Source organism: Streptococcus sp. SV2, from assembly GCF_030440175.1.
In the GTDB taxonomy this organism is placed as follows: domain Bacteria; phylum Bacillota; class Bacilli; order Lactobacillales; family Streptococcaceae; genus Streptococcus; species Streptococcus raffinosi.
Genome location: NZ_JAQFJQ010000006.1, coordinates 1 through 18,246, shown reverse-complemented (window position 1 = coordinate 18,246; position 18,246 = coordinate 1). Strand labels below are relative to the sequence as shown.

The following is an 18,246-nucleotide window of genomic DNA, read 5'->3' as shown; positions in this document are numbered from 1 at the left end:
AGTCGCCAGACGAGGAGTTTTTTGCTATACTACTAAGAGTAAAAATGAAGAAAGATTTGTGGGGGCAGGATTTCATCTTGTTCCCGAAGAGGTATTAGTGTCATGTCTCAATCAAAAGCAGATTATATTAACGTGATTGGAGCTGGTTTGGCCGGCTCCGAGGCGGCTTATCAGATTGCCAAACGTGGTATTCCGGTAAAACTTTATGAAATGCGTGGGGTCAAAGCAACACCTCAGCATAAGACAACAAATTTTGCAGAATTAGTTTGTTCTAACTCTTTCCGTGGAGATAGCTTGACAAATGCTGTAGGGCTTCTTAAAGAAGAAATGCGTCGCTTGGACTCTATCATTATGCGTAATGGAGAAGCTCACCGTGTGCCAGCTGGTGGTGCCATGGCTGTGGACCGTGAAGGTTATGCAGAAGCAGTGACAGCTGAAATTAAGAACAATCCATTAATTGAAGTTATCCGTGAAGAAATCACAGAAATTCCTGATGATGCCATTACAGTTATTGCTTCAGGTCCTTTGACTTCTGATGCTTTAGCTAAAAAAATTCATGAGCTCAATGGTGGAGATGGGTTCTATTTCTATGATGCCGCTGCACCGATTGTTGATAAAGCGACTATCGACATGAACAAGGTTTACCTTAAGTCACGCTACGACAAGGGTGAAGCTGCTTATCTAAACTGTCCAATGACCAAGGAAGAATTTATGGCCTTCCATGAAGCCTTGACAACAGCTGAAGAAGCCCCCTTAAATTCTTTCGAAAAAGAAAAATATTTCGAAGGGTGTATGCCTATCGAAGTCATGGCCAAACGTGGTATTAAGACAATGCTCTATGGCCCTATGAAGCCAGTTGGTTTGGAGTATCCTGAGGATTACAAGGGGCCACGTGATGGGGATTTCAAGACACCTTATGCGGTTGTTCAGCTTCGTCAGGACAATGCGGCTGGTAGCCTCTATAATATCGTTGGTTTCCAAACCCACCTCAAATGGGGAGAGCAAAAGCGTGTTTTCCAAATGATTCCAGGTCTTGAAAATGCTGAATTTGTGCGATATGGGGTTATGCACCGCAATTCCTACATGGATTCGCCAAACTTGCTTAAACAGACCTTCCAATCAAAATCAAACCCTAACTTGTTCTTTGCTGGACAAATGACTGGTGTTGAAGGTTATGTTGAATCAGCTGCCTCAGGATTGGTTGCTGGAATCAATGCTGCCTGTCTCTTTAAGGGTGAAGATGAAGTTATCTTCCCTCAGACAACAGCTATCGGTAGTCTTCCCTATTATGTGACACATGCTGAAAGCAAACATTTCCAACCAATGAATGTTAACTTCGGTATTATCAAAGAGTTAGAAGGCCCACGTATTCGTGACAAGAAAGAGCGTTATGAAAAAATTGCTGAGCGAGCTCTTAAAGATTTACAAGCTTTTATTCAAGCATAGAAAACAACAAAATCCCTTACTGTATTGGTAAGGGATTTTGTAATTAGCAGCATAATCACGCTAATGAAAAATAGTTAATTTGTTACCTGTCATATAGTTAGAGACTATAAAAGGCCCAAGTCTGCAAAAACTGGCATCCTGTGGTAAAATGAAAAGAAAATAATGAAAGTTGAAATCATGCAAAAAACATTATTTATCATTAAACCAGATGCTGTTAAACGTCACCTCGTTGGACAAGTCATTGACCGTATTGAGCGTCGTGGCTTTACTATTGAACGTATGGAAATGCTAACGCTTGACCTAGAGCGCCTTAAAAAGCATTATGCTCAGTTGGTAGATAAGCCATTCTTCTCTAGTATTACAAACTATATGATGAGTGGGCCAGCAATTATTGGAATTCTTTCGGGGCCAGGTGTTATCAAATCATGGCGTGATATGATGGGAGCGACAAATCCTGGTGAAGCTGCTCCTGGCACAATTCGAGGTGACTTTGCGACCGCACCCGATGAACATGGTATACAAAATATTGTTCATGGATCTGATTCAGAAGAATCTGCGGCTCGAGAAATCGATCTTTGGTTTGGTGAATAACATGGATTTAAAGCAGATTCAAAATGATATAGCTCAAGGTGGATTGCTCATTGATGTTCGTAGTCCGGAAGAGTATGCAGAAGGACATGTTAAGGATGCTTTATTAATACCTCACACGCAGTTTTTCACAGCTGACATTCCAGCTAAAAAAGACGATTCAATTTACCTTTATTGTAAAATGGGACCTCGGGCTGACTTTGCTGCAGCAGTGCTTCATGAGAGAGGTTATAGCAATGTTACCAACCTTGGTGGCTTGGATGACATGGAAGCACTAGGCTTTGAGTTCGTTTTATAATAGGACAAAATAACAGACATCCCTTATCTATTTTCAGAAAAGTATGACATTTGCTTGACAACGTTTTCATAAAAGCGTAGAATCTTATTTAAGTTAAGACAAAGCCTATGAAAATGACTTTGCCAGAACTTGACTAACTTTGCGTATTCCGATTGAGATAAGCTTTGTTGGATCAATGAAGTAGGGCTTCAATTGGTAGAGGAGGATTTTATATGTCTAAAGTTGCTATTGTTACAGGTGCAGGTCAAGGTATTGGTTTTGCGATTGCAAAACGTTTAGTTGAAGATGGATTTAAAGTTGGAATTTTAGATTACAATGCTGAAACTGCTGATAAAGCGGTAGCTGAATTGTCTGCAGATAAGGCTTTTGCTGTCGTAGCAGATGTCTCTAAACAAGCTGAGGTAGCAGCAGCCTTCCAAAAAGTTGTCGATCACTTTGGCGATTTGAACGTTGTTGTCAATAATGCTGGTGTCGCACCTACAACTCCACTTGATACAATCACTGAAGAACAATTCCATCGTACATTCAATATCAATGTAGGTGGTGTGATCTGGGGTGCCCAAGCTGCCCAAGCACAATTTAAAGCTCTTGGACATGGTGGTAAAATCATCAATGCGACTTCACAAGCTGGTGTCGTTGGTAACCCTAACTTGACTATCTATGGTGGTACTAAATTTGCAGTTCGTGGTATTACACAAACTTTGGCGCGTGATTTGGCTGACTCAGGCATTACTGTCAATGCCTACGCACCAGGTATCGTTAAGACTCCAATGATGTTTGATATTGCCCACGAAGTTGGTAAAAATGCTGGTAAAGATGACGAATGGGGTATGCAAACATTCGCAAAAGATATCACTTTGAAACGTCTTTCTGAGCCTGAAGATGTGGCAGCTGCAGTAAGCTTCCTTGCTGGACCTGACTCAAACTACATTACAGGACAAACAATCATCGTTGATGGTGGTATGCAATTCCATTAAGATTAAGAGGGAGAGCGGAAGCTCTCTTTTTTTCTTGAAGAATCATAATATTTCTGATAATATAAGGTTAAATAATTACGCTTAAAGGAGTCTTCCTATGTCAGACATTTTACACTATATTGCTGAGCACCCATTTTTCAGCCTCATTCTATTGGGAATTGTCGTGTTAGCTTTTGGTTTAGCACCATTTTCAAGCAGTTCAACAGAGAACAAACGTTCGGCTATTATTAATAAGCACTATAACGATACTTTTAAGAAGTAGGATGACTTAACCGTAATCAGAAAGCAGATATTAGAGATAGGCAAATGCCTGTCTTTTTTGTATAATAGAAGGTAACGATTAGTTTATCTATAATCACAAGTAAGAACTAGGAAAGATAAGAATGCCAAATATTGAAGAATTAAAACAACGACAGGTGAAGATTCGTAACTTCTCGATTATTGCCCATATTGACCATGGTAAATCAACGCTTGCTGACCGTATCTTGGAAAAGACTGAGACAGTGTCTAGTCGTGAGATGCAGGCGCAACTCCTTGATAGTATGGACCTTGAGCGCGAACGAGGAATCACTATCAAACTTAATGCCATTGAGCTCAACTATACAGCTAAGGATGGAGAAACCTATATTTTCCACCTTATTGACACACCAGGACACGTGGACTTTACTTATGAGGTGTCTCGTTCTCTTGCTGCCTGTGAAGGTGCTATCCTTGTAGTAGATGCTGCTCAAGGGATTGAAGCACAGACACTCGCCAATGTTTACTTGGCACTTGATAATGACTTGGAAATTTTGCCGGTTATTAATAAGATTGACCTTCCAGCCGCAGATCCTGAACGTGTCCGTACAGAAATTGAAGATGTTATTGGTCTAGATGCCTCTGAAGCAGTGCTTGCATCAGCTAAAGCTGGTATCGGTATTGAGGAGATTCTTGAGCAAATCGTAGAAAAGGTTCCTGCGCCTCAAGGCGATGTAGATGCGCCTCTTCAAGCCCTTATCTTTGACTCTGTTTACGATGCTTACCGTGGGGTTATCCTCCAAGTGCGTGTGGTTAACGGAATGGTGAAACCTGGCGATAAGATTCAAATGATGTCTAATGGTAAGACCTTTGATGTTACTGAGGTGGGTATCTTCACACCTAAAGCTGTTGGCCGTGACTACCTTGCGACTGGTGATGTTGGTTATGTGGCAGCCTCAATCAAGACTGTTGCGGATACCCGTGTCGGTGATACAGTAACACTTGCGGACAATCCAGCGGCAGAGCCACTCCATGGCTATAAGCAAATGAATCCAATGGTCTTCGCCGGTCTTTATCCAATTGAGTCTAATAAATACAATGACTTGCGTGAAGCTCTTGAAAAGCTCCAGTTGAACGATGCCAGTCTTCAGTTTGAGCCTGAAACGTCTCAAGCCCTTGGTTTTGGTTTCCGTTGTGGTTTCTTGGGTCTTCTTCACATGGATGTTATCCAAGAGCGTTTGGAACGTGAGTTTAACATCGATCTCATTATGACAGCACCATCGGTAGTTTACCATGTTAATACTACTGACGGTGAGATGCTTGAAGTGTCTAACCCTTCTGAGTTCCCAGATCCTACACGCATTGATGCCATTGAAGAACCTTATGTTAAAGCCCAAATCATGGTTCCTCAAGAATATGTTGGTGCTGTTATGGAATTGGCGCAACGTAAACGTGGTGATTTTGAAACCATGGAATATATCGATGATAATCGTGTGAACGTTATCTATCAGATTCCACTTGCTGAAATCGTCTTTGATTTCTTTGATAAATTGAAATCATCAACACGTGGTTATGCAAGCTTTGATTATGAATTGTCAGAATACCGTCGCTCACAATTGGTGAAAATGGATATTCTCCTTAATGGTGACAAGGTCGATGCCCTTAGCTTCATCGTGCATAAGGAATTTGCCTACGAGCGTGGAAAACTTATCGTTGATAAACTTAAGAAAATCATTCCACGTCAACAATTCGAAGTGCCTATTCAAGCGGCTATCGGTCAAAAAATTGTTGCTCGTACTGATATTAAGGCCCTTCGTAAAAACGTTTTGGCGAAATGTTACGGTGGTGACGTTTCACGTAAACGTAAACTCCTCGAAAAACAAAAAGCCGGTAAGAAACGTATGAAAGCCATCGGTTCGGTGGAAGTCCCACAAGAAGCCTTCTTGTCTGTGCTTTCTATGGACGAAGAAGAGAAATAAGAGTAATAGTCAGAATGTGATGTTCTGGCTATTTTTGTAAAAAAGTTATGATTAAGAAGATTCTAAAATTTCCCTTCTCAAAGTGTGGAAGGATTTATACTGTGGCTATACTCATGCTTTTCTTTTTAGGAAATGCATATACAAAGCATAAATTTCATGAAAAAGCTGTAGAAGAGTTGCAGACGGCCCTAAAAGCAGATAAGGTAACTTCCAATGAGATTTTTGGTAGTCGTCAACAATATGTTGCCATTAGTCATGAAGAACCCACTTATTATAATTCTGAAGATAATGTAGCTACTGAGTTGATTGGTAGAAATCATTTTGTTCGCTATTACGATACCATGAGTAGTCTGCATCAAGCTCATTTGGTAGTTTATGATATTAACAAAAATTTTGAAAAGAAAATTATTAATTTGACCCCAGATTTGAAGAAAATCAAAAATTTTGAAGATATTGAGGAGTTAAGTGTGTCTTTAAGAGAGATTGATGGTAATGATTATGTTTTCTTGACTACTTCTCAAAGCGATAAGCAATTTGCTTATAATCTAGATACCAATCAATTTTTAACCAGAGACCTACCAGATTATTCTTACAGTAAAGATGAACTGCTTTATTTCGGTGATAGGAGTTCTGCTCGTAATCAGGTGAATGACAGTAATATGTGGGGCTATTTAAAAAGAGAGGGAAACCTAGATGAGCTTTTAAAGAAATTGCCAGCTCAAAAAGACAGCTATTTATCAGCACACCTAAATGTTATCCAAGAGATCGATAATGTAGATACTTCAAAACAAGAGAATCAGATTAATCTATTTAATGAAAATCCTGAAGTTAAGCATATTTACGAAGAGGCTGTTAATCAAACAACAAATAGTGATACGTTAAAGAAATTTAAACTATTGACCCGTCAAGGTAAGGATGGGGATTTTCCAGCCGGTCCAACTGAGCCAGTGAAGAGTTTCCTACCTAATAAACCAAGAGAGCCAAAGAAACTTCCAGAATTTAATGCACTCCTAGATTCTATTTTTCCTTTTAAAACCTTAAGTTTTAGTGACATTCTTAATAAGAAGGCTCAACAAGACTACCAGAAAAAATATCGTTCTTATGAAAGAGCTAGTCAAAAAGCTAAGGAAGATTATAATAGAAAATATAAGGCCTATAAAAAGAAGTTAGCTAAATATGAGTCTTTTAGAGATAGGGAATACGACAAACAATCACAAATCTATTTCTCCCCTGAAGAGCAAACCAATGATATCCTACATTGGTTGGGAATGAATGGTGATCAAGGAATTGTAATTTCTGTAAAAGACGGTGCCGGCATTAAGAAAGATATTCATTCTTTTACTGATATAAAGGATTGGGTAGATGAACATGATGACGATAACAATATAAAATCTGACTTTAGAGACTATAAAGAAGTTAAATAATACTCTCATGGGTCTTGTAGTCTTAATAGGAAACCCATTACAAGATTTTTTCCCATCTTTAGGCTATAATAGACAAAAAGAAGCGTTGGGAGGTTGCTATGGAGATTACAAACTTTATTCCCAGTCAGCGACAGGCTATTTTGGAGCGTTTTCAGCAGGTGGAGGACTTGGGTTTTGGAGCTATTCGCATTGAGATGAAGGTTTCTAACCCTATCGGTATTATCTATGAGTGTTACCTCATAGCTGGTGACAATTATTTTTCGGATCAGCCTGTGGTCTCTTTCCGTATTTTGTATGAAAAAGATGTCGAGCGTATTTCTTTGGATGTGAATGATATTCCAGGACGCTCCAGTCTATCCAATTATTTACAACTTTTGAATATTTTTGAGGCTTTGCAAAATTATCTGAATCGTGAATTTTCTAAAGTCAAAAACACATAAACATCTGATAGCATTCAGGTGTTTATTTTGATTTAGAAGTGCAAAAATTCACAATCTTTTTTTCACAAGAATGCTTAAAAACTGTGCTATAATGATAACAGAATTGTGAAGTGATTAAAGTTTGTGAAAAATCGATCAGGCTTTGACCCTTTATGACTTATATTTGAAAGGAAAGTAGGCTCTGTAGTTGATGAGCCAAAAGGACTTGGTTAATGTCAGAAGGAAAGCAATTGTATGGTGCTGATTTAGTGGTTGATAGCTTGATTAACCACGATGTTAAGTATGTTTTTGGGATACCTGGAGCGAAAATTGATAGGGTTTTTGATACGCTTGAAGATAAGGGGCCGGAATTGATTGTTGCTCGTCATGAGCAAAATGCAGCTTTTATGGCTCAAGGAGTTGGTCGAATTACCGGAAAACCCGGTGTTGTCTTGGTGACATCTGGTCCCGGTGTTTCTAACTTGGCGACTGGTTTGGTTACGGCAACTGATGAAGGGGACCCTGTTCTTGCTATTGGTGGTCAAGTTAAGCGTGCAGACCTCTTGAAGCGTGCCCACCAATCAATGAATAACGTTGCTATGTTAGAGCCAATCACGAAGTATGCAGCTGAAGTCCATGATGCCAATACCCTTTCTGAGATTGTAGCCAATGCTTATCGTCATGCCAAAGCAGGTAAGCCTGGTGCAAGTTTCATTTCTATTCCTCAAGACGTTACAGACGCTCCAGTCAGTGTCAAGGCTATTAAACCATTGACTGATCCAAAACTGGGGTCAGCTTCTGTCTCTGATATTAATTATTTGGCACAAGCCATTAAAAATGCGGTTTTGCCAGTTTTCCTTTTGGGCAATGGTGCTTCATCAGAGGCGGTAACTCAGTCTATCCGTCAAATTTTGGAGTATGTTAAATTGCCAGTGGTAGAAACTTTCCAAGGAGCAGGTATTGTTTCTAGAGACCTCGAAGAGGACACTTTCTTTGGCCGTGTTGGGCTTTTCCGTAATCAACCTGGTGATATGTTGCTTAAAAAAGCAGACTTGATTATAGCAATCGGTTATGACCCAATCGAGTATGAAGCACGAAACTGGAATGCTGAGATTTCAGCTCGTATCATTGTTATCGATGTAGAACCTGCTGACGTTGATACTTATTTCCAACCAGAACGTGAGTTGATTGGTAATGTTGAAGCAACTTTGGATTTGCTTTTGCCAGCAATCCAAGGATATCAATTACCTGAAGGCTCAGTTGAATATCTTAAAGGTTTGAAAGATACTGTCGTTGATGATGTCAAATTTGACCGTCAGCCTGAAGAAGGTACGGTCCATCCACTTGATTTGATTGAAGTCTTGCAAGATCAAACTGAGGATGATATGACGGTTACAGTTGACGTTGGTAGTCACTATATCTGGATGGCGCGTTATTTCAAATCTTACGAACCTCGTCATTTGCTATTCTCAAACGGTATGCAAACCTTGGGTGTTGCTCTTCCTTGGGCGATTTCTGCAGCCTTGGTTCGTCCAAAGGAAAAGGTTATCTCAATTTCTGGTGATGGTGGTTTCCTCTTCTCTGGACAAGAGTTGGAAACAGCGGTTCGTTTGAAACTGCCAATTGTTCATATCATCTGGAATGATGGGCATTATAATATGGTGGAATTTCAGGAAGAAATGAAGTATGGTCGCTCGTCAGGGGTTGACTTTGGTCCTGTCGATTTTGTAAAATATGCTGAGAGCTTTGGTGCCAAGGGCTATCGTGCGACAAGCAAAGAAGCCTTTGCGCAATTACTTCAACAAGCACTTCAAGATTCTGATAATGGACCTGTTCTTATAGATGTGCCAATAGACTACAAAGACAATATTAAACTCGGCGAAACTATCTTGCCTGATGAATTTTATTAAGAAGAAGGTGTACACATGTCTGAAGCCATAAAATTATTTCAATATAATACCTTGGGAGCCTTAATGGCTGGGCTTTACGGGGGTACGTTAACAGTTGGTGAACTTTTAGAACATGGGGACTTGGGGCTTGGAACCCTTGATTCCATTGATGGGGAGCTAATTGTCCTTGATGGTAAAGCTTATCAGGCCAAGGGGTCAGAAGGTAAGGTTGAAGTTGTTGAGGTTGCTGCTAATGAAAAAGTACCTTATGCAGCTGTAGTTCCACACCAAGCCGAAGTTATCTTCCGACAACGCTTTGAAATGACTGATAAGGAACTTGAAGAACGTATTGAATCTTACTATGATGGGGTTAATCTCTTCCGTTCCATCAAAATTAAGGGTCACTTTAAGCACATGCATGTTCGTATGATTCCTAAATCTGCCCCGGATACTAAATTTGCAGAGGTGGCAACACATCAACCAGAGTATGAGGCTGATAATATTTCAGGTACCATTGTTGGTATTTGGACTCCTGAGATGTTCCATGGGGTTAGTGTAGCCGGCTATCATTTGCATTTTATTTCGGATGATTTGTCTTTTGGTGGGCACGTTATGGACTTCATTATTGATAATGGTATTGTTGAAGTCGGTCCAGTTGACCAACTCGATCAACGTTTCCCAGTTCAAGATCGTCAGTATCTCTTCGCTAAATTCAATGTCGATGAAATGCGTGAAGATATTACCAAGGCTGAATAAGCTCATTTAAAGATAACAATAGATTATAGCGAGAACTTTCCTAGATAATTAGGAAAGTTTTTTGTTTTTATAATTATTTCCATATCGAAATAGTTGACAGATGTAATGAGTAGATTTACAATAGATTTAGAAAGTTCGATATAGAAGAAAAAGGAGACAAAATGGACAAGATGTTAGGGGGCTACCAAGCTTTACAGATTCGTTTGTTGAACGGGCGTATCTTTCAAAAACTCTTGAGCAAGGAATCGGATGCCCAATACCGAAGTGAACAGGGAAAAATTTTAACCGTCTTATGGAAACAGGAGTTGGGGTGCGCTACTGCGACCGATATTGCTCTTGCGACAGGTCTAGCCAATAATACCTTGACTAGCATGGTTAAGAAGTTGGCAGAACAAGGCTTGGTTACGATTCAACCTTGCACGCAGGATAAAAGAAAAAAATATATTTCTTTGACAGACCTAGGTTGGGAGCAAAAAGAAATTGGAGACCGTGTTAGTAAAGGGTTGGGTGAGATTTTCTACCAAGGTTTTTCTGATCAAGAAATCCGGGAATTTGAGGCCTATCAAGAGCGTATTATCTCAAATCTAAAAGCTAAAGAAATTGAACTGTAGAAAAAGAGGAGTACCTTATGAAAGCAGTTGTTGTGAGCAGTCCAGGTGGACCAGAGGTATTGGAAGTTGCCGAACGACCAAAACCAGTCCTGAAGGCAGGTTGGAGTCTGGTGAAAATCCAAGGTTTTGGCATTAATCATAGTGAAATTTTTACCCGCAAGGGACAATCACCATCTGTGAAATTTCCTCGTGTGTTAGGGATTGAGTGTGTTGGTCTTGTGGAAGAAACGACACGACCGGATTTTAAGATTGGTCAGCAAATCATTTCCATTATGGGGGAGATGGGACGTGCCTTTGATGGAGGCTATGCAGAGTATACTCTTCTCCCCAATGAACAAATTTATCCTATCAAGACAGAACTTGATTTGGAAAGCTTGATTGCCCTTCCTGAGACCTATTACACGGCTTTTGGCTCTTTTCTTAACCTCAAGATTGAGGAGAAAGACAGCGTGTTAGTTCGCGGAGCAACCAGTGGTGTAGGAATTGCCTTTGCTAGACTGCTAAAAGGCAAATTTCCTAAGGTTCATCTGGCGGGAACTAGCCGAAATTTAGCTAAGGAAGACCAATTGAAGGCGGTCGAATTTGATCAGGTGATTCTGGAGAAGGATGGTGTCTTGCAAACGCAAGATCAGTTCGATAAGGTTTTGGATCTTGTCGGTCCCAGTGCTATTCTCGATACTTTTGCGAGGACAGCAGAAGGCGGGATGATCTGTTCTTGTGGCCTTCTGGGTGGTCAGTGGACTGTTCCAGACTTTGATCCGATTGAGATGCTCTCTCGCAATCTCTACTTGACGACTTTTGCTTCTGCCAATGTGTCTCCAGACAAGCTTCAGGCTTTGGTAGATTTTGTCGAGCAGTATCATGTGGATGTACGGCCTGAAAAGGTTTATCGGATTGAGCAAATTCAGGAAGCGCATGCTTATCTGGAAGGAAGCCATTCTTTCGGCAAAGTGATCGTGAAAAATGAGGAAGAACAATGATTGAATACAAACATGTAGCCTTGCGCTACACAGAAAAAAACATTTTAAAAGATGTGAATCTCCGTATTGAAGATGGAGAATTTATGGTCCTAGTAGGCCCGTCAGGATCTGGGAAAACCACCATGATCAAGATGATTAATCGGCTTCTTGAGCCGACCGATGGCAATATCTACATGGATGGGAAACGCATCAAGGACTATGATGAACGGGAGCTACGTTTGTCTACCGGCTATGTACTTCAAGCCATTGCCCTATTTCCTAACTTGACAGTTGCGGAAAATATTGCCCTCATTCCTGAGATGAAGGGCTGGACCAAGGAGCAAATTGCCTCTAAAACCGATGAACTCTTGGACAAGGTTGGTCTGCCTGCTGCAGAGTATGCAAAGCGCAAGCCAAGTGAGTTGTCTGGTGGGGAGCAACAACGGATTGGGATTGTGCGTGCCATCATTGGGAAACCAAAGATTCTATTGATGGACGAACCGTTTTCAGCCTTGGATGCTATTTCACGCAAGCAGTTGCAGGCTCTAACCAAAAACTTACACAAGGAGTTCGGTATGACCACTATCTTTGTTACACACGATACCGACGAAGCCTTGAAGTTAGCCGACCGGATTGCAGTTTTGCAAGATGGAGAAATTCGTCAGGTCGCAGAACCTGAAACAATTTTACAAGCACCTGCGACAGACTTTGTAGCAAACTTGTTTGGAGGTAGCCCTCATGTCTAATTTAATTTCAACATTTCAAGAGCGTTTTGGGGACTGGCTCACAGCCCTTGGACAACACTTGCAATTGTCTCTTTTGACCTTAATTATTGCTATTTTCATCTCAATTCCCTTGGCTATTTATCTTAGCACGCGCGATCGTGCGAGTAACTGGGTCTTGCAGATTGCTGGGATCTTTCAAACCATCCCTTCTATGGCCCTTTTGGGACTCTTTATCCCTATTATGGGGATTGGAACGTTGCCTGCTTTAACCGCTCTTGTCATCTACGCTCTATTCCCGATTTTACAAAATACCATTACCGGTTTACAGGGAATTGATCCTAGCCTTGAAGAAGCAGGGATTGCCTTTGGGATGACCAAATGGGAGCGCCTCAAGAAGTTTGAAATACCTCTTGCCATGCCTGTGGTGATGTCAGGTGTAAGAACTGCTGCAGTAATGATTATCGGGACAGCAACCTTGGCAGCACTTATCGGGGCTGGAGGACTTGGTTCCTTTATCCTTTTAGGGATTGACCGCAATAATGCCAGTTTGATTTTAATTGGTGCCCTATCTTCGGCACTCTTAGCCATCACCTTTAACCTTCTGCTCAAATGGATGGAAAAGGCCAACTTACGGACCATCTTTACGGCCTTTGCAGTCATGATCCTCGTATTGGGAGCGTCCTGTGTTCCGAGTCTTCTCTCCAAACCAGAAAAAGAAAACCTGGTCATTGCTGGGAAGTTAGGGCCTGAACCTGAAATTCTAGCTAATATGTATAAGATCTTGATCGAAGAAAACACGGACATGACAGTGACTGTTAAACCAAATTTTGGCAAGACCACTTTCCTCTATGAAGCTCTGAAAAAAGGGGATATTGATATCTATCCAGAATTTACAGGCACCGTGACGGAAAGTCTCCTCAAGCCGGCGCCACAAGTCAATCATGATCCAGAAGCAGTCTATCAAGCTGCCCGAGATGGTATTAAAAAACAAGACGATCTGGCCTTGCTCAAACCTATGGCATATGAAAATACCTATGCTGTTGCAGTGCCTAAGAAAATTGCTCAAGAGTATGGACTCAAGACCATTTCTGACTTGAAAAAGGTGGAAGGGCAGCTTAAGGCAGGCTTCACCCTAGAGTTTAATGACCGACAGGATGGGAACAAGGGCTTGCAGAAAGTCTATGGTCTTGATCTACAAGTCTCCACCATGGAGCCAGCCCTTCGTTATCAGGCTATCCAGTCCGGTGAGATCCAGATAACAGATGCTTACTCAACGGATGCGGAGCTTGCTCGCTATGACCTTGTGGTTCTAGAGGATGACAAACAACTCTTCCCACCTTATCAAGGGGCGTCCCTTATGAAAGAAGCTCTTCTTAAGAAACATCCAGAATTGGAAGGCATTCTAAACAAGTTAGCTGGTAAAATCACAGAGAAGCAGATGAGTCAGATGAACTACCAAGTCGGAGTAGAAGGCAAGTCAGCTAATCAAGTGGCGCGTGACTTTTTGGTAAAAGAAGGGTTTATCAAGAAATAAAGAAAACTTTGTACAAAAAGTAACTTTTTCAAGTTACTTTTTTAGTTATTATTTGTCTGTTTTCTATCCTATTTTCAGATATAATAAAGATAACAATTTAAGGAGTCGTCCATGACAATTAGTCAATATACCCTCCCACAATTTATCGTTGATGCTTTTACAGATACCGTTTTTAAAGGCAACCCTGCTGCTGTTTGTCTTTTGGATGAATGGTTATCGGATAATACCTTGCAGAATATCGCCAGAGAAAATAATCTCTCTGAGACAGCTTTTACGGTTAAAAATGATGATTACTATGAATTACGTTGGTTTACTCCGGGTGGAGAAATCGATTTGTGTGGTCATGCTACTTTGGCAACGGCCTTTGTTCTCTTTCAATTTAAAGAAAAAGAAGCTGAAAATCTTACCTTTGAAACACAAAGTGGCGAACTTGTGGTTACTAGGAAAGCTGAGTATTATGAGCTTAATTTCCCAGTATATTCTATGCAGCAAGTTCCAGTCACAAGTGAGATGGAAGAAGCAATCGGAGTGCGTCCGCTTGAAGCGTGGCTTGGAAGGGACCTAGTTTGTATCCTCCCTCATGAAAATGATGTCATTGCTGCGACTCCAGATTTCGATAAAGTTAAAGCTTTAGATGGACTCCTTTTAAATATCACTGCTAGAGGGGAAAAATACGATACTGTTACACGAAGTTTTGCTCCAAAATTATCCATTGAGGAGGATCCAGTTTGTGGGTCAGGTCATTGTCATGTCATTCCTTTATGGGCTAATAAGTTAGGACAAGTAGAATTTAGAGCTTATCAAGCCTCTGAGCGAAGTGGAGTTCTTATTTGTTGCTTGGAGGGAAATCGGATTTACCTTTCAGGAAAAGCTGCCCTCTATAGTCGTGGCGAGATTTATGTAACAGACTAGATGTTGTCTTGTTAAAAAAAGAAGTATAAGCAATAACGATTAAAGTCATTATAAAAACAAAAGATGTCTAGCAGAAGCTAGGCATTTTCAATTACCGAACTTTTTCGCAGAATTTTCAGAAAAGACTTGACAATTTCGAGAATAAGCGTATGATATGAGTAAGAACTCGAAAATAGTATTTTTACTATATTAATTTATGTCGACTACGGTTAGTAAAGTGATAAGACCTAAGAGTTCAGTTGACTATACTATAGAGCGTTACGTCCGAAAGTCATTCCCGACACGGCTCTTTAAAAACAAAAGGAGAAGATTATGAAAACAGAACCGATTCATCGTACCAGTATGTGGAAATTTAAGTTAAGTGCTGCCACCATGACTTTGATTCCCGCTGCCGTGGGGATTAACTATGTTGCCAAAGCCTTGGCGGAGGGGTTAAAGTTGCCCGTTTGGCTGGGGTCTTTGGGAACCTTTCTTGCCAGCATGTTGGCTGGGCCAGTTGCCGGTGCCATCAGTGGTTTCATCAACAACGTGATCTATGGGCTGACCTTATCGCCAATTTCAACCGTGTATGCGATAACCAGCATCGGAATTGGTATTGCTGTCGGAGTTTTGCACGCCAAGGGGTGGTTCTCGTCAGCGCGACGAGTATTTGTTTCTGCAATTATTATTGCCATCGTTTCAGCTGCCATTTCAACGCCACTCAACGTCATCTTTTGGGGTGGTCAGACCGGTATCGCTTGGGGTGACTCATTGTTTGCGGTAATGGTCGCCAATCATGCACCAGTGTGGTTGGCCTCATTTATCGATGAGTTTGTCTTGGATGTTTTGGATAAAGTCTGCGTGGCCTACCTGGCATTCTTCATCTATCGTCAGCTACCGAAGCGGATGGTGCACTTCTTTAGCGGTGATAAATGATGACTGATCAAACATTGATTTCTGGAGCGCCACGGGTCAAGCTCAAGTGGTACCAGGTGATCGATCCGATTACTAAGCTCTTGTTCATCTTGGACATGACGTTGTTGAGCTTTGCCAGTATGAATTTATTGCTTCAGGTCGGATTAATTCTTGTCGCAACACTGCTATTGTTATTTTCCAAATTGAGTTCTACCATCTTTAAGGCGCTGGGATTCAGCCTGTTTCTGATTTGCACCATGCTGATCATCCAAGGGTTATTTTACAGTCGTAATCAAACTGTGCTGTTTTCTGTGCTTGGGGTGTCGTTCTACAAAGAAGGCCTGATTTACGCCACCACTCTGGGTTGTCGAGTTTTGGTGATTATTTTGACCAGTGGCTTTTTTATGGTGACCACGAGTATTTCAGAAAACGCGACCTATTTGGAACTGTCCGGATTGTCTTATAAAACCGTCTACGTTCTGATGTCGGTGTGTTATATTTTGCCGGAAATGATGCGCAATATGCGGAAAATCCAGCAGGCACAAAAAGTTCGCGGAACCAATCCGCAAAAAACGTTGATTCAGAAATTAAAGTCAGTATTGCCGGTTCTAATTCCATTGGTGATTAAGACCTTGGATCAATCGATGGCGCGGTCGATTTCTCTCCAACTGAGAGGTTTTGATAATCCCAACCGGACTGTCAGAACCTCCCAGCGCGTGTATCGCCTGTCGCGGACGCTGCACATTGGTCTGACTGGATTGGCAATTTTATTGATTGGGTGGAAGATATGGAAGAAGATAAACGGTTTGTAATTGAAAATTTGACCACCCGTTATCCGGGTACTGAGCAACCACAACTGCGTCAGATTAACGCGGAGGTTCATACCGGCCAGGTGGTTGGGATTATCGGGAATAGCCACTCCGGCAAATCGACTTTGTGCCGTGTGCTGGCAGGGGTCATTCCCAAAATTGTGTCTGCTGAGATTGAGGGCGACTGGCACATGTTTGGCCAGCGAGTGTCCGACAATTGGCCTGTTTATAATGCCATGAATGGAGTTGTACTGCAAAATCCAGCTGGCCAACTAAGCGGGTTGGCAGACACGGTTGCCGATGAAATCGCCTTCGACTTGATTAATCAGGGAATGGTTGAAGGACTGATTCAAAAACGGGTTGAAGAAGTTGCCACGCAAATGGGGCTGATTGAACAGCTGAATTTGCGTCCCGAGAGCCTTTCCGGTGGTCAGATCCAGCGGTTGGCAATTGCCACGGCGATTGTGGCTAATCCGGCTGTTTTGATTATGGATGATCCGACCAGTCAGATGGATCCCCTTGGCCGCCGGCAATTTTTCCAATGGCTGGCCCAAGTCAAAGAGACGACTGTCTTCATTGTCACCAGTGAAATTGACGATTTGTGCGAAGTTGCCGACGTTGTGTGGGTGCTGCACGAGGGTCAAATGGTAGCCCAGGGCAGGCCGGGTGAGGTGTTTAATCATTTGGCAGCTGACTGGCAGATTCCAGCCCCGACAATCCAGCAACTTGCTCAAAAAATGGATTGGCACTTGGCTGATGGCCGGTATCCGGTGAATGGCGCTGATCTGAAGGAGGTTCGTTATGTCCACAATTGAACTGAGCAACCTGACGTTCACTTATCCGGAACGGTCCTTTAGCTTGGATGTTGAAGACAAACACTTCGCCGAACCGATGGTGGCGATTGTCGGCCAAAATGGTGCCGGTAAATCAACGCTCTTCAAATTGTTGACGGGCTTGCTGACACCACAAACCGGTGTGATTAAGATCGATGGAGAAAATTTTAATGATCTTAAACCAGTCGAAAAGTTACTGAAGGTTGGGATTACTTTTCAGAATCCTGACGATCAGCTTTTCAACCCGACCGTTCAACGAGAGGTAGAGTGGAGTGTTGCACAGGTCATGGATGACCACGACACGATTACTAGGCGGGCTTTAGCGGCTCTAAAAAGAGTTGGCTTGGATGATAAAGCAGCTGAAAGTCCATATGACCTGTCATTGTCGGAACGCAAGCTGTTGAGCGTTGCCACAGTTTTGGCAGTGGATCCGGCGATTTATTTATTTGATGAGCCGATGATGTCGCTTGATTGGGAAAGCCGGCGCAAGTTGACCGCAATTTTCCATCAGTTGGCTGATTCGGGCCACCAAGTTGTGACCATCACCCATGACATGGATTGGGTCGCCGCCGAGTTTGAGTCGGTGTATGTTATGGAACACGGGAAGTTTGGCTTCGCCGGCAGTCCACGGGAATTGTTCAGCGATCACGAACTTGTCCAGCGAGTGGGATTACTACCACCGCGGATTATGGACATAGCGGAGTCGCTGGGTGATTCACAGACATATTTATCGGTTAATGATTATTGCCAGAAAAATCGAGATGTATAGAAAAAGTCACCTCTGCGGGTTTTCCAGGTTGAAGGATTAACTTCAGCTTCTGGCAAGAACGGCTCTTTGTCAACTGTAGTGGGTGACGAAAAGCTAACATCTAGAGAGAACCTGATAGGTTTTCTCTTTTTTTATGTTCAGAGTGATGAAAACACGCTTCCTAAAGTTAATAAAGTTTCTAAAACCG

19 protein-coding genes are annotated in these 18,246 nt (G+C 41.9%); all 19 read left to right on the top strand.

Translation table 11 applies throughout. The features are described from left to right. Nucleotides 1-102 precede the first annotated feature (102 nt). The 19 genes from trmFO (at nt 103) to PCY14_RS04640 (ending at nt 18,059) form a co-directional block, all read left to right on the top strand. The gene (gene trmFO, locus PCY14_RS04730) at nt 103-1,446 is read left to right on the top strand and encodes a methylenetetrahydrofolate--tRNA-(uracil(54)-C(5))-methyltransferase (FADH(2)-oxidizing) TrmFO (RefSeq protein WP_021151816.1); all 1,344 of its coding nucleotides are present in this window, start codon (nt 103-105) and stop codon (nt 1,444-1,446) included. Nucleotides 1,447-1,623: 177 nt separating this feature from the next. Then, a complete protein-coding gene (gene ndk, locus PCY14_RS04725; RefSeq protein ID WP_167546244.1) occupies nt 1,624-2,037 on the top strand; it encodes a nucleoside-diphosphate kinase in 414 nt (137 codons plus the stop codon). 1 nt (nt 2,038) lies between these two features. After that, nucleotides 2,039-2,332 carry a rhodanese-like domain-containing protein gene (locus PCY14_RS04720; protein WP_008534736.1) on the top strand — a complete coding sequence of 98 codons (294 nt, stop codon included), beginning with the start codon at nt 2,039-2,041 and terminating at the stop codon, nt 2,330-2,332. A gap of 212 nt (nt 2,333-2,544) precedes the next feature. Further along, on the top strand, nt 2,545-3,309 hold the full coding sequence (locus PCY14_RS04715) for a (S)-acetoin forming diacetyl reductase (RefSeq protein WP_008534735.1): 765 nt from the start codon (nt 2,545-2,547) through the stop codon (nt 3,307-3,309). Nucleotides 3,310-3,406: 97 nt separating this feature from the next. Further along, nucleotides 3,407-3,571, top strand: coding sequence for a hypothetical protein (locus tag PCY14_RS04710; protein WP_008534734.1), 165 nt, complete (start codon nt 3,407-3,409; stop codon nt 3,569-3,571). A gap of 121 nt (nt 3,572-3,692) precedes the next feature. Continuing rightward, nucleotides 3,693-5,525, top strand: coding sequence for a translation elongation factor 4 (gene lepA, locus PCY14_RS04705; RefSeq protein WP_060933785.1), 1,833 nt, complete (start codon nt 3,693-3,695; stop codon nt 5,523-5,525). Nucleotides 5,526-5,572: 47 nt separating this feature from the next. Then, complete coding sequence (locus PCY14_RS04700; protein WP_060933786.1) at nt 5,573-6,949, top strand: hypothetical protein; 1,377 nt, start codon at nt 5,573-5,575, stop codon at nt 6,947-6,949. Between the two features lie 98 nt (nt 6,950-7,047). Beyond that, nucleotides 7,048-7,389: a hypothetical protein gene (locus PCY14_RS04695; protein WP_002888463.1), complete on the top strand. Its 342-nt coding sequence runs from the start codon at nt 7,048-7,050 to the stop codon at nt 7,387-7,389. A 212-nt stretch (nt 7,390-7,601) separates the two neighbouring features. Next, on the top strand, nt 7,602-9,278 hold the full coding sequence (gene alsS / locus PCY14_RS04690; RefSeq protein ID WP_008534731.1) for an acetolactate synthase AlsS: 1,677 nt from the start codon (nt 7,602-7,604) through the stop codon (nt 9,276-9,278). Between the two features lie 15 nt (nt 9,279-9,293). Then, nucleotides 9,294-10,013, top strand: a complete 720-nt coding sequence (gene budA, locus PCY14_RS04685) for an acetolactate decarboxylase (RefSeq protein WP_008534730.1) — start codon at nt 9,294-9,296, stop codon at nt 10,011-10,013. Between the two features lie 161 nt (nt 10,014-10,174). Next, a complete protein-coding gene (locus PCY14_RS04680; protein WP_060933787.1) occupies nt 10,175-10,624 on the top strand; it encodes a MarR family winged helix-turn-helix transcriptional regulator in 450 nt (149 codons plus the stop codon). A gap of 17 nt (nt 10,625-10,641) precedes the next feature. Next, nucleotides 10,642-11,604, top strand: coding sequence for a zinc-binding dehydrogenase (locus tag PCY14_RS04675; protein ID WP_301363210.1), 963 nt, complete (start codon nt 10,642-10,644; stop codon nt 11,602-11,604). Beyond that, nucleotides 11,601-12,329 carry an ABC transporter ATP-binding protein gene (locus PCY14_RS04670; RefSeq protein WP_060933789.1) on the top strand — a complete coding sequence of 243 codons (729 nt, stop codon included), beginning with the start codon at nt 11,601-11,603 and terminating at the stop codon, nt 12,327-12,329. The genes PCY14_RS04675 and PCY14_RS04670 overlap by 4 nt, the downstream gene beginning before the upstream one ends. Then, a complete protein-coding gene (locus tag PCY14_RS04665; protein WP_301363209.1) occupies nt 12,322-13,842 on the top strand; it encodes an ABC transporter permease/substrate-binding protein in 1,521 nt (506 codons plus the stop codon). The genes PCY14_RS04670 and PCY14_RS04665 overlap by 8 nt, the downstream gene beginning before the upstream one ends. 111 nt (nt 13,843-13,953) lie before the next feature. Then, nucleotides 13,954-14,754, top strand: coding sequence for a PhzF family phenazine biosynthesis protein (locus tag PCY14_RS04660; RefSeq protein ID WP_021151826.1), 801 nt, complete (start codon nt 13,954-13,956; stop codon nt 14,752-14,754). 312 nt (nt 14,755-15,066) lie between these two features. Next, nucleotides 15,067-15,669 (top strand): hypothetical protein, encoded by a 603-nt coding sequence (locus tag PCY14_RS04655; protein ID WP_021145300.1) that lies wholly within the window; start codon nt 15,067-15,069, stop codon nt 15,667-15,669. After that, on the top strand, nt 15,669-16,460 hold the full coding sequence (locus PCY14_RS04650; protein ID WP_021151829.1) for an energy-coupling factor transporter transmembrane component T: 792 nt from the start codon (nt 15,669-15,671) through the stop codon (nt 16,458-16,460). The genes PCY14_RS04655 and PCY14_RS04650 overlap by 1 nt, the downstream gene beginning before the upstream one ends. After that, entirely contained in the window at nt 16,436-17,272 is an 837-nt protein-coding gene (locus tag PCY14_RS04645; RefSeq protein WP_042767183.1) for an ABC transporter ATP-binding protein, read from the top strand. The genes PCY14_RS04650 and PCY14_RS04645 overlap by 25 nt, the downstream gene beginning before the upstream one ends. Further along, nucleotides 17,259-18,059 carry an energy-coupling factor ABC transporter ATP-binding protein gene (locus PCY14_RS04640; RefSeq protein ID WP_301363208.1) on the top strand — a complete coding sequence of 267 codons (801 nt, stop codon included), beginning with the start codon at nt 17,259-17,261 and terminating at the stop codon, nt 18,057-18,059. Before PCY14_RS04645 ends, PCY14_RS04640 begins: the two co-directional genes overlap by 14 nt. The last annotated feature ends 187 nt before the right edge of the window (nt 18,060-18,246 follow it).

What these genes read in the sequence shown, in the direction of transcription:
- PCY14_RS04645 (WP_042767183.1), top strand. Translation starts at nt 16,436, where the DNA reads ATGGAAGAAGATAAACGGTTTGTAATTGAAAATTTGACCACCCGTTAT.
- PCY14_RS04700 (WP_060933786.1), top strand. Translation starts at nt 5,573, where the DNA reads ATGATTAAGAAGATTCTAAAATTTCCCTTCTCAAAGTGTGGAAGGATT.
- PCY14_RS04655 (WP_021145300.1), top strand. Translation starts at nt 15,067, where the DNA reads ATGAAAACAGAACCGATTCATCGTACCAGTATGTGGAAATTTAAGTTA.
- PCY14_RS04715 (WP_008534735.1), top strand. Translation starts at nt 2,545, where the DNA reads ATGTCTAAAGTTGCTATTGTTACAGGTGCAGGTCAAGGTATTGGTTTT.
- PCY14_RS04640 (WP_301363208.1), top strand. Translation starts at nt 17,259, where the DNA reads ATGTCCACAATTGAACTGAGCAACCTGACGTTCACTTATCCGGAACGG.
- lepA (WP_060933785.1), top strand. Translation starts at nt 3,693, where the DNA reads ATGCCAAATATTGAAGAATTAAAACAACGACAGGTGAAGATTCGTAAC.
- trmFO (WP_021151816.1), top strand. Translation starts at nt 103, where the DNA reads ATGTCTCAATCAAAAGCAGATTATATTAACGTGATTGGAGCTGGTTTG.
- ndk (WP_167546244.1), top strand. Translation starts at nt 1,624, where the DNA reads ATGCAAAAAACATTATTTATCATTAAACCAGATGCTGTTAAACGTCAC.
- PCY14_RS04650 (WP_021151829.1), top strand. Translation starts at nt 15,669, where the DNA reads ATGACTGATCAAACATTGATTTCTGGAGCGCCACGGGTCAAGCTCAAG.
- PCY14_RS04720 (WP_008534736.1), top strand. Translation starts at nt 2,039, where the DNA reads ATGGATTTAAAGCAGATTCAAAATGATATAGCTCAAGGTGGATTGCTC.
- alsS (WP_008534731.1), top strand. Translation starts at nt 7,602, where the DNA reads ATGTCAGAAGGAAAGCAATTGTATGGTGCTGATTTAGTGGTTGATAGC.
- PCY14_RS04710 (WP_008534734.1), top strand. Translation starts at nt 3,407, where the DNA reads ATGTCAGACATTTTACACTATATTGCTGAGCACCCATTTTTCAGCCTC.
- PCY14_RS04670 (WP_060933789.1), top strand. Translation starts at nt 11,601, where the DNA reads ATGATTGAATACAAACATGTAGCCTTGCGCTACACAGAAAAAAACATT.
- PCY14_RS04675 (WP_301363210.1), top strand. Translation starts at nt 10,642, where the DNA reads ATGAAAGCAGTTGTTGTGAGCAGTCCAGGTGGACCAGAGGTATTGGAA.
- budA (WP_008534730.1), top strand. Translation starts at nt 9,294, where the DNA reads ATGTCTGAAGCCATAAAATTATTTCAATATAATACCTTGGGAGCCTTA.
- PCY14_RS04665 (WP_301363209.1), top strand. Translation starts at nt 12,322, where the DNA reads ATGTCTAATTTAATTTCAACATTTCAAGAGCGTTTTGGGGACTGGCTC.
- PCY14_RS04660 (WP_021151826.1), top strand. Translation starts at nt 13,954, where the DNA reads ATGACAATTAGTCAATATACCCTCCCACAATTTATCGTTGATGCTTTT.
- PCY14_RS04695 (WP_002888463.1), top strand. Translation starts at nt 7,048, where the DNA reads ATGGAGATTACAAACTTTATTCCCAGTCAGCGACAGGCTATTTTGGAG.
- PCY14_RS04680 (WP_060933787.1), top strand. Translation starts at nt 10,175, where the DNA reads ATGGACAAGATGTTAGGGGGCTACCAAGCTTTACAGATTCGTTTGTTG.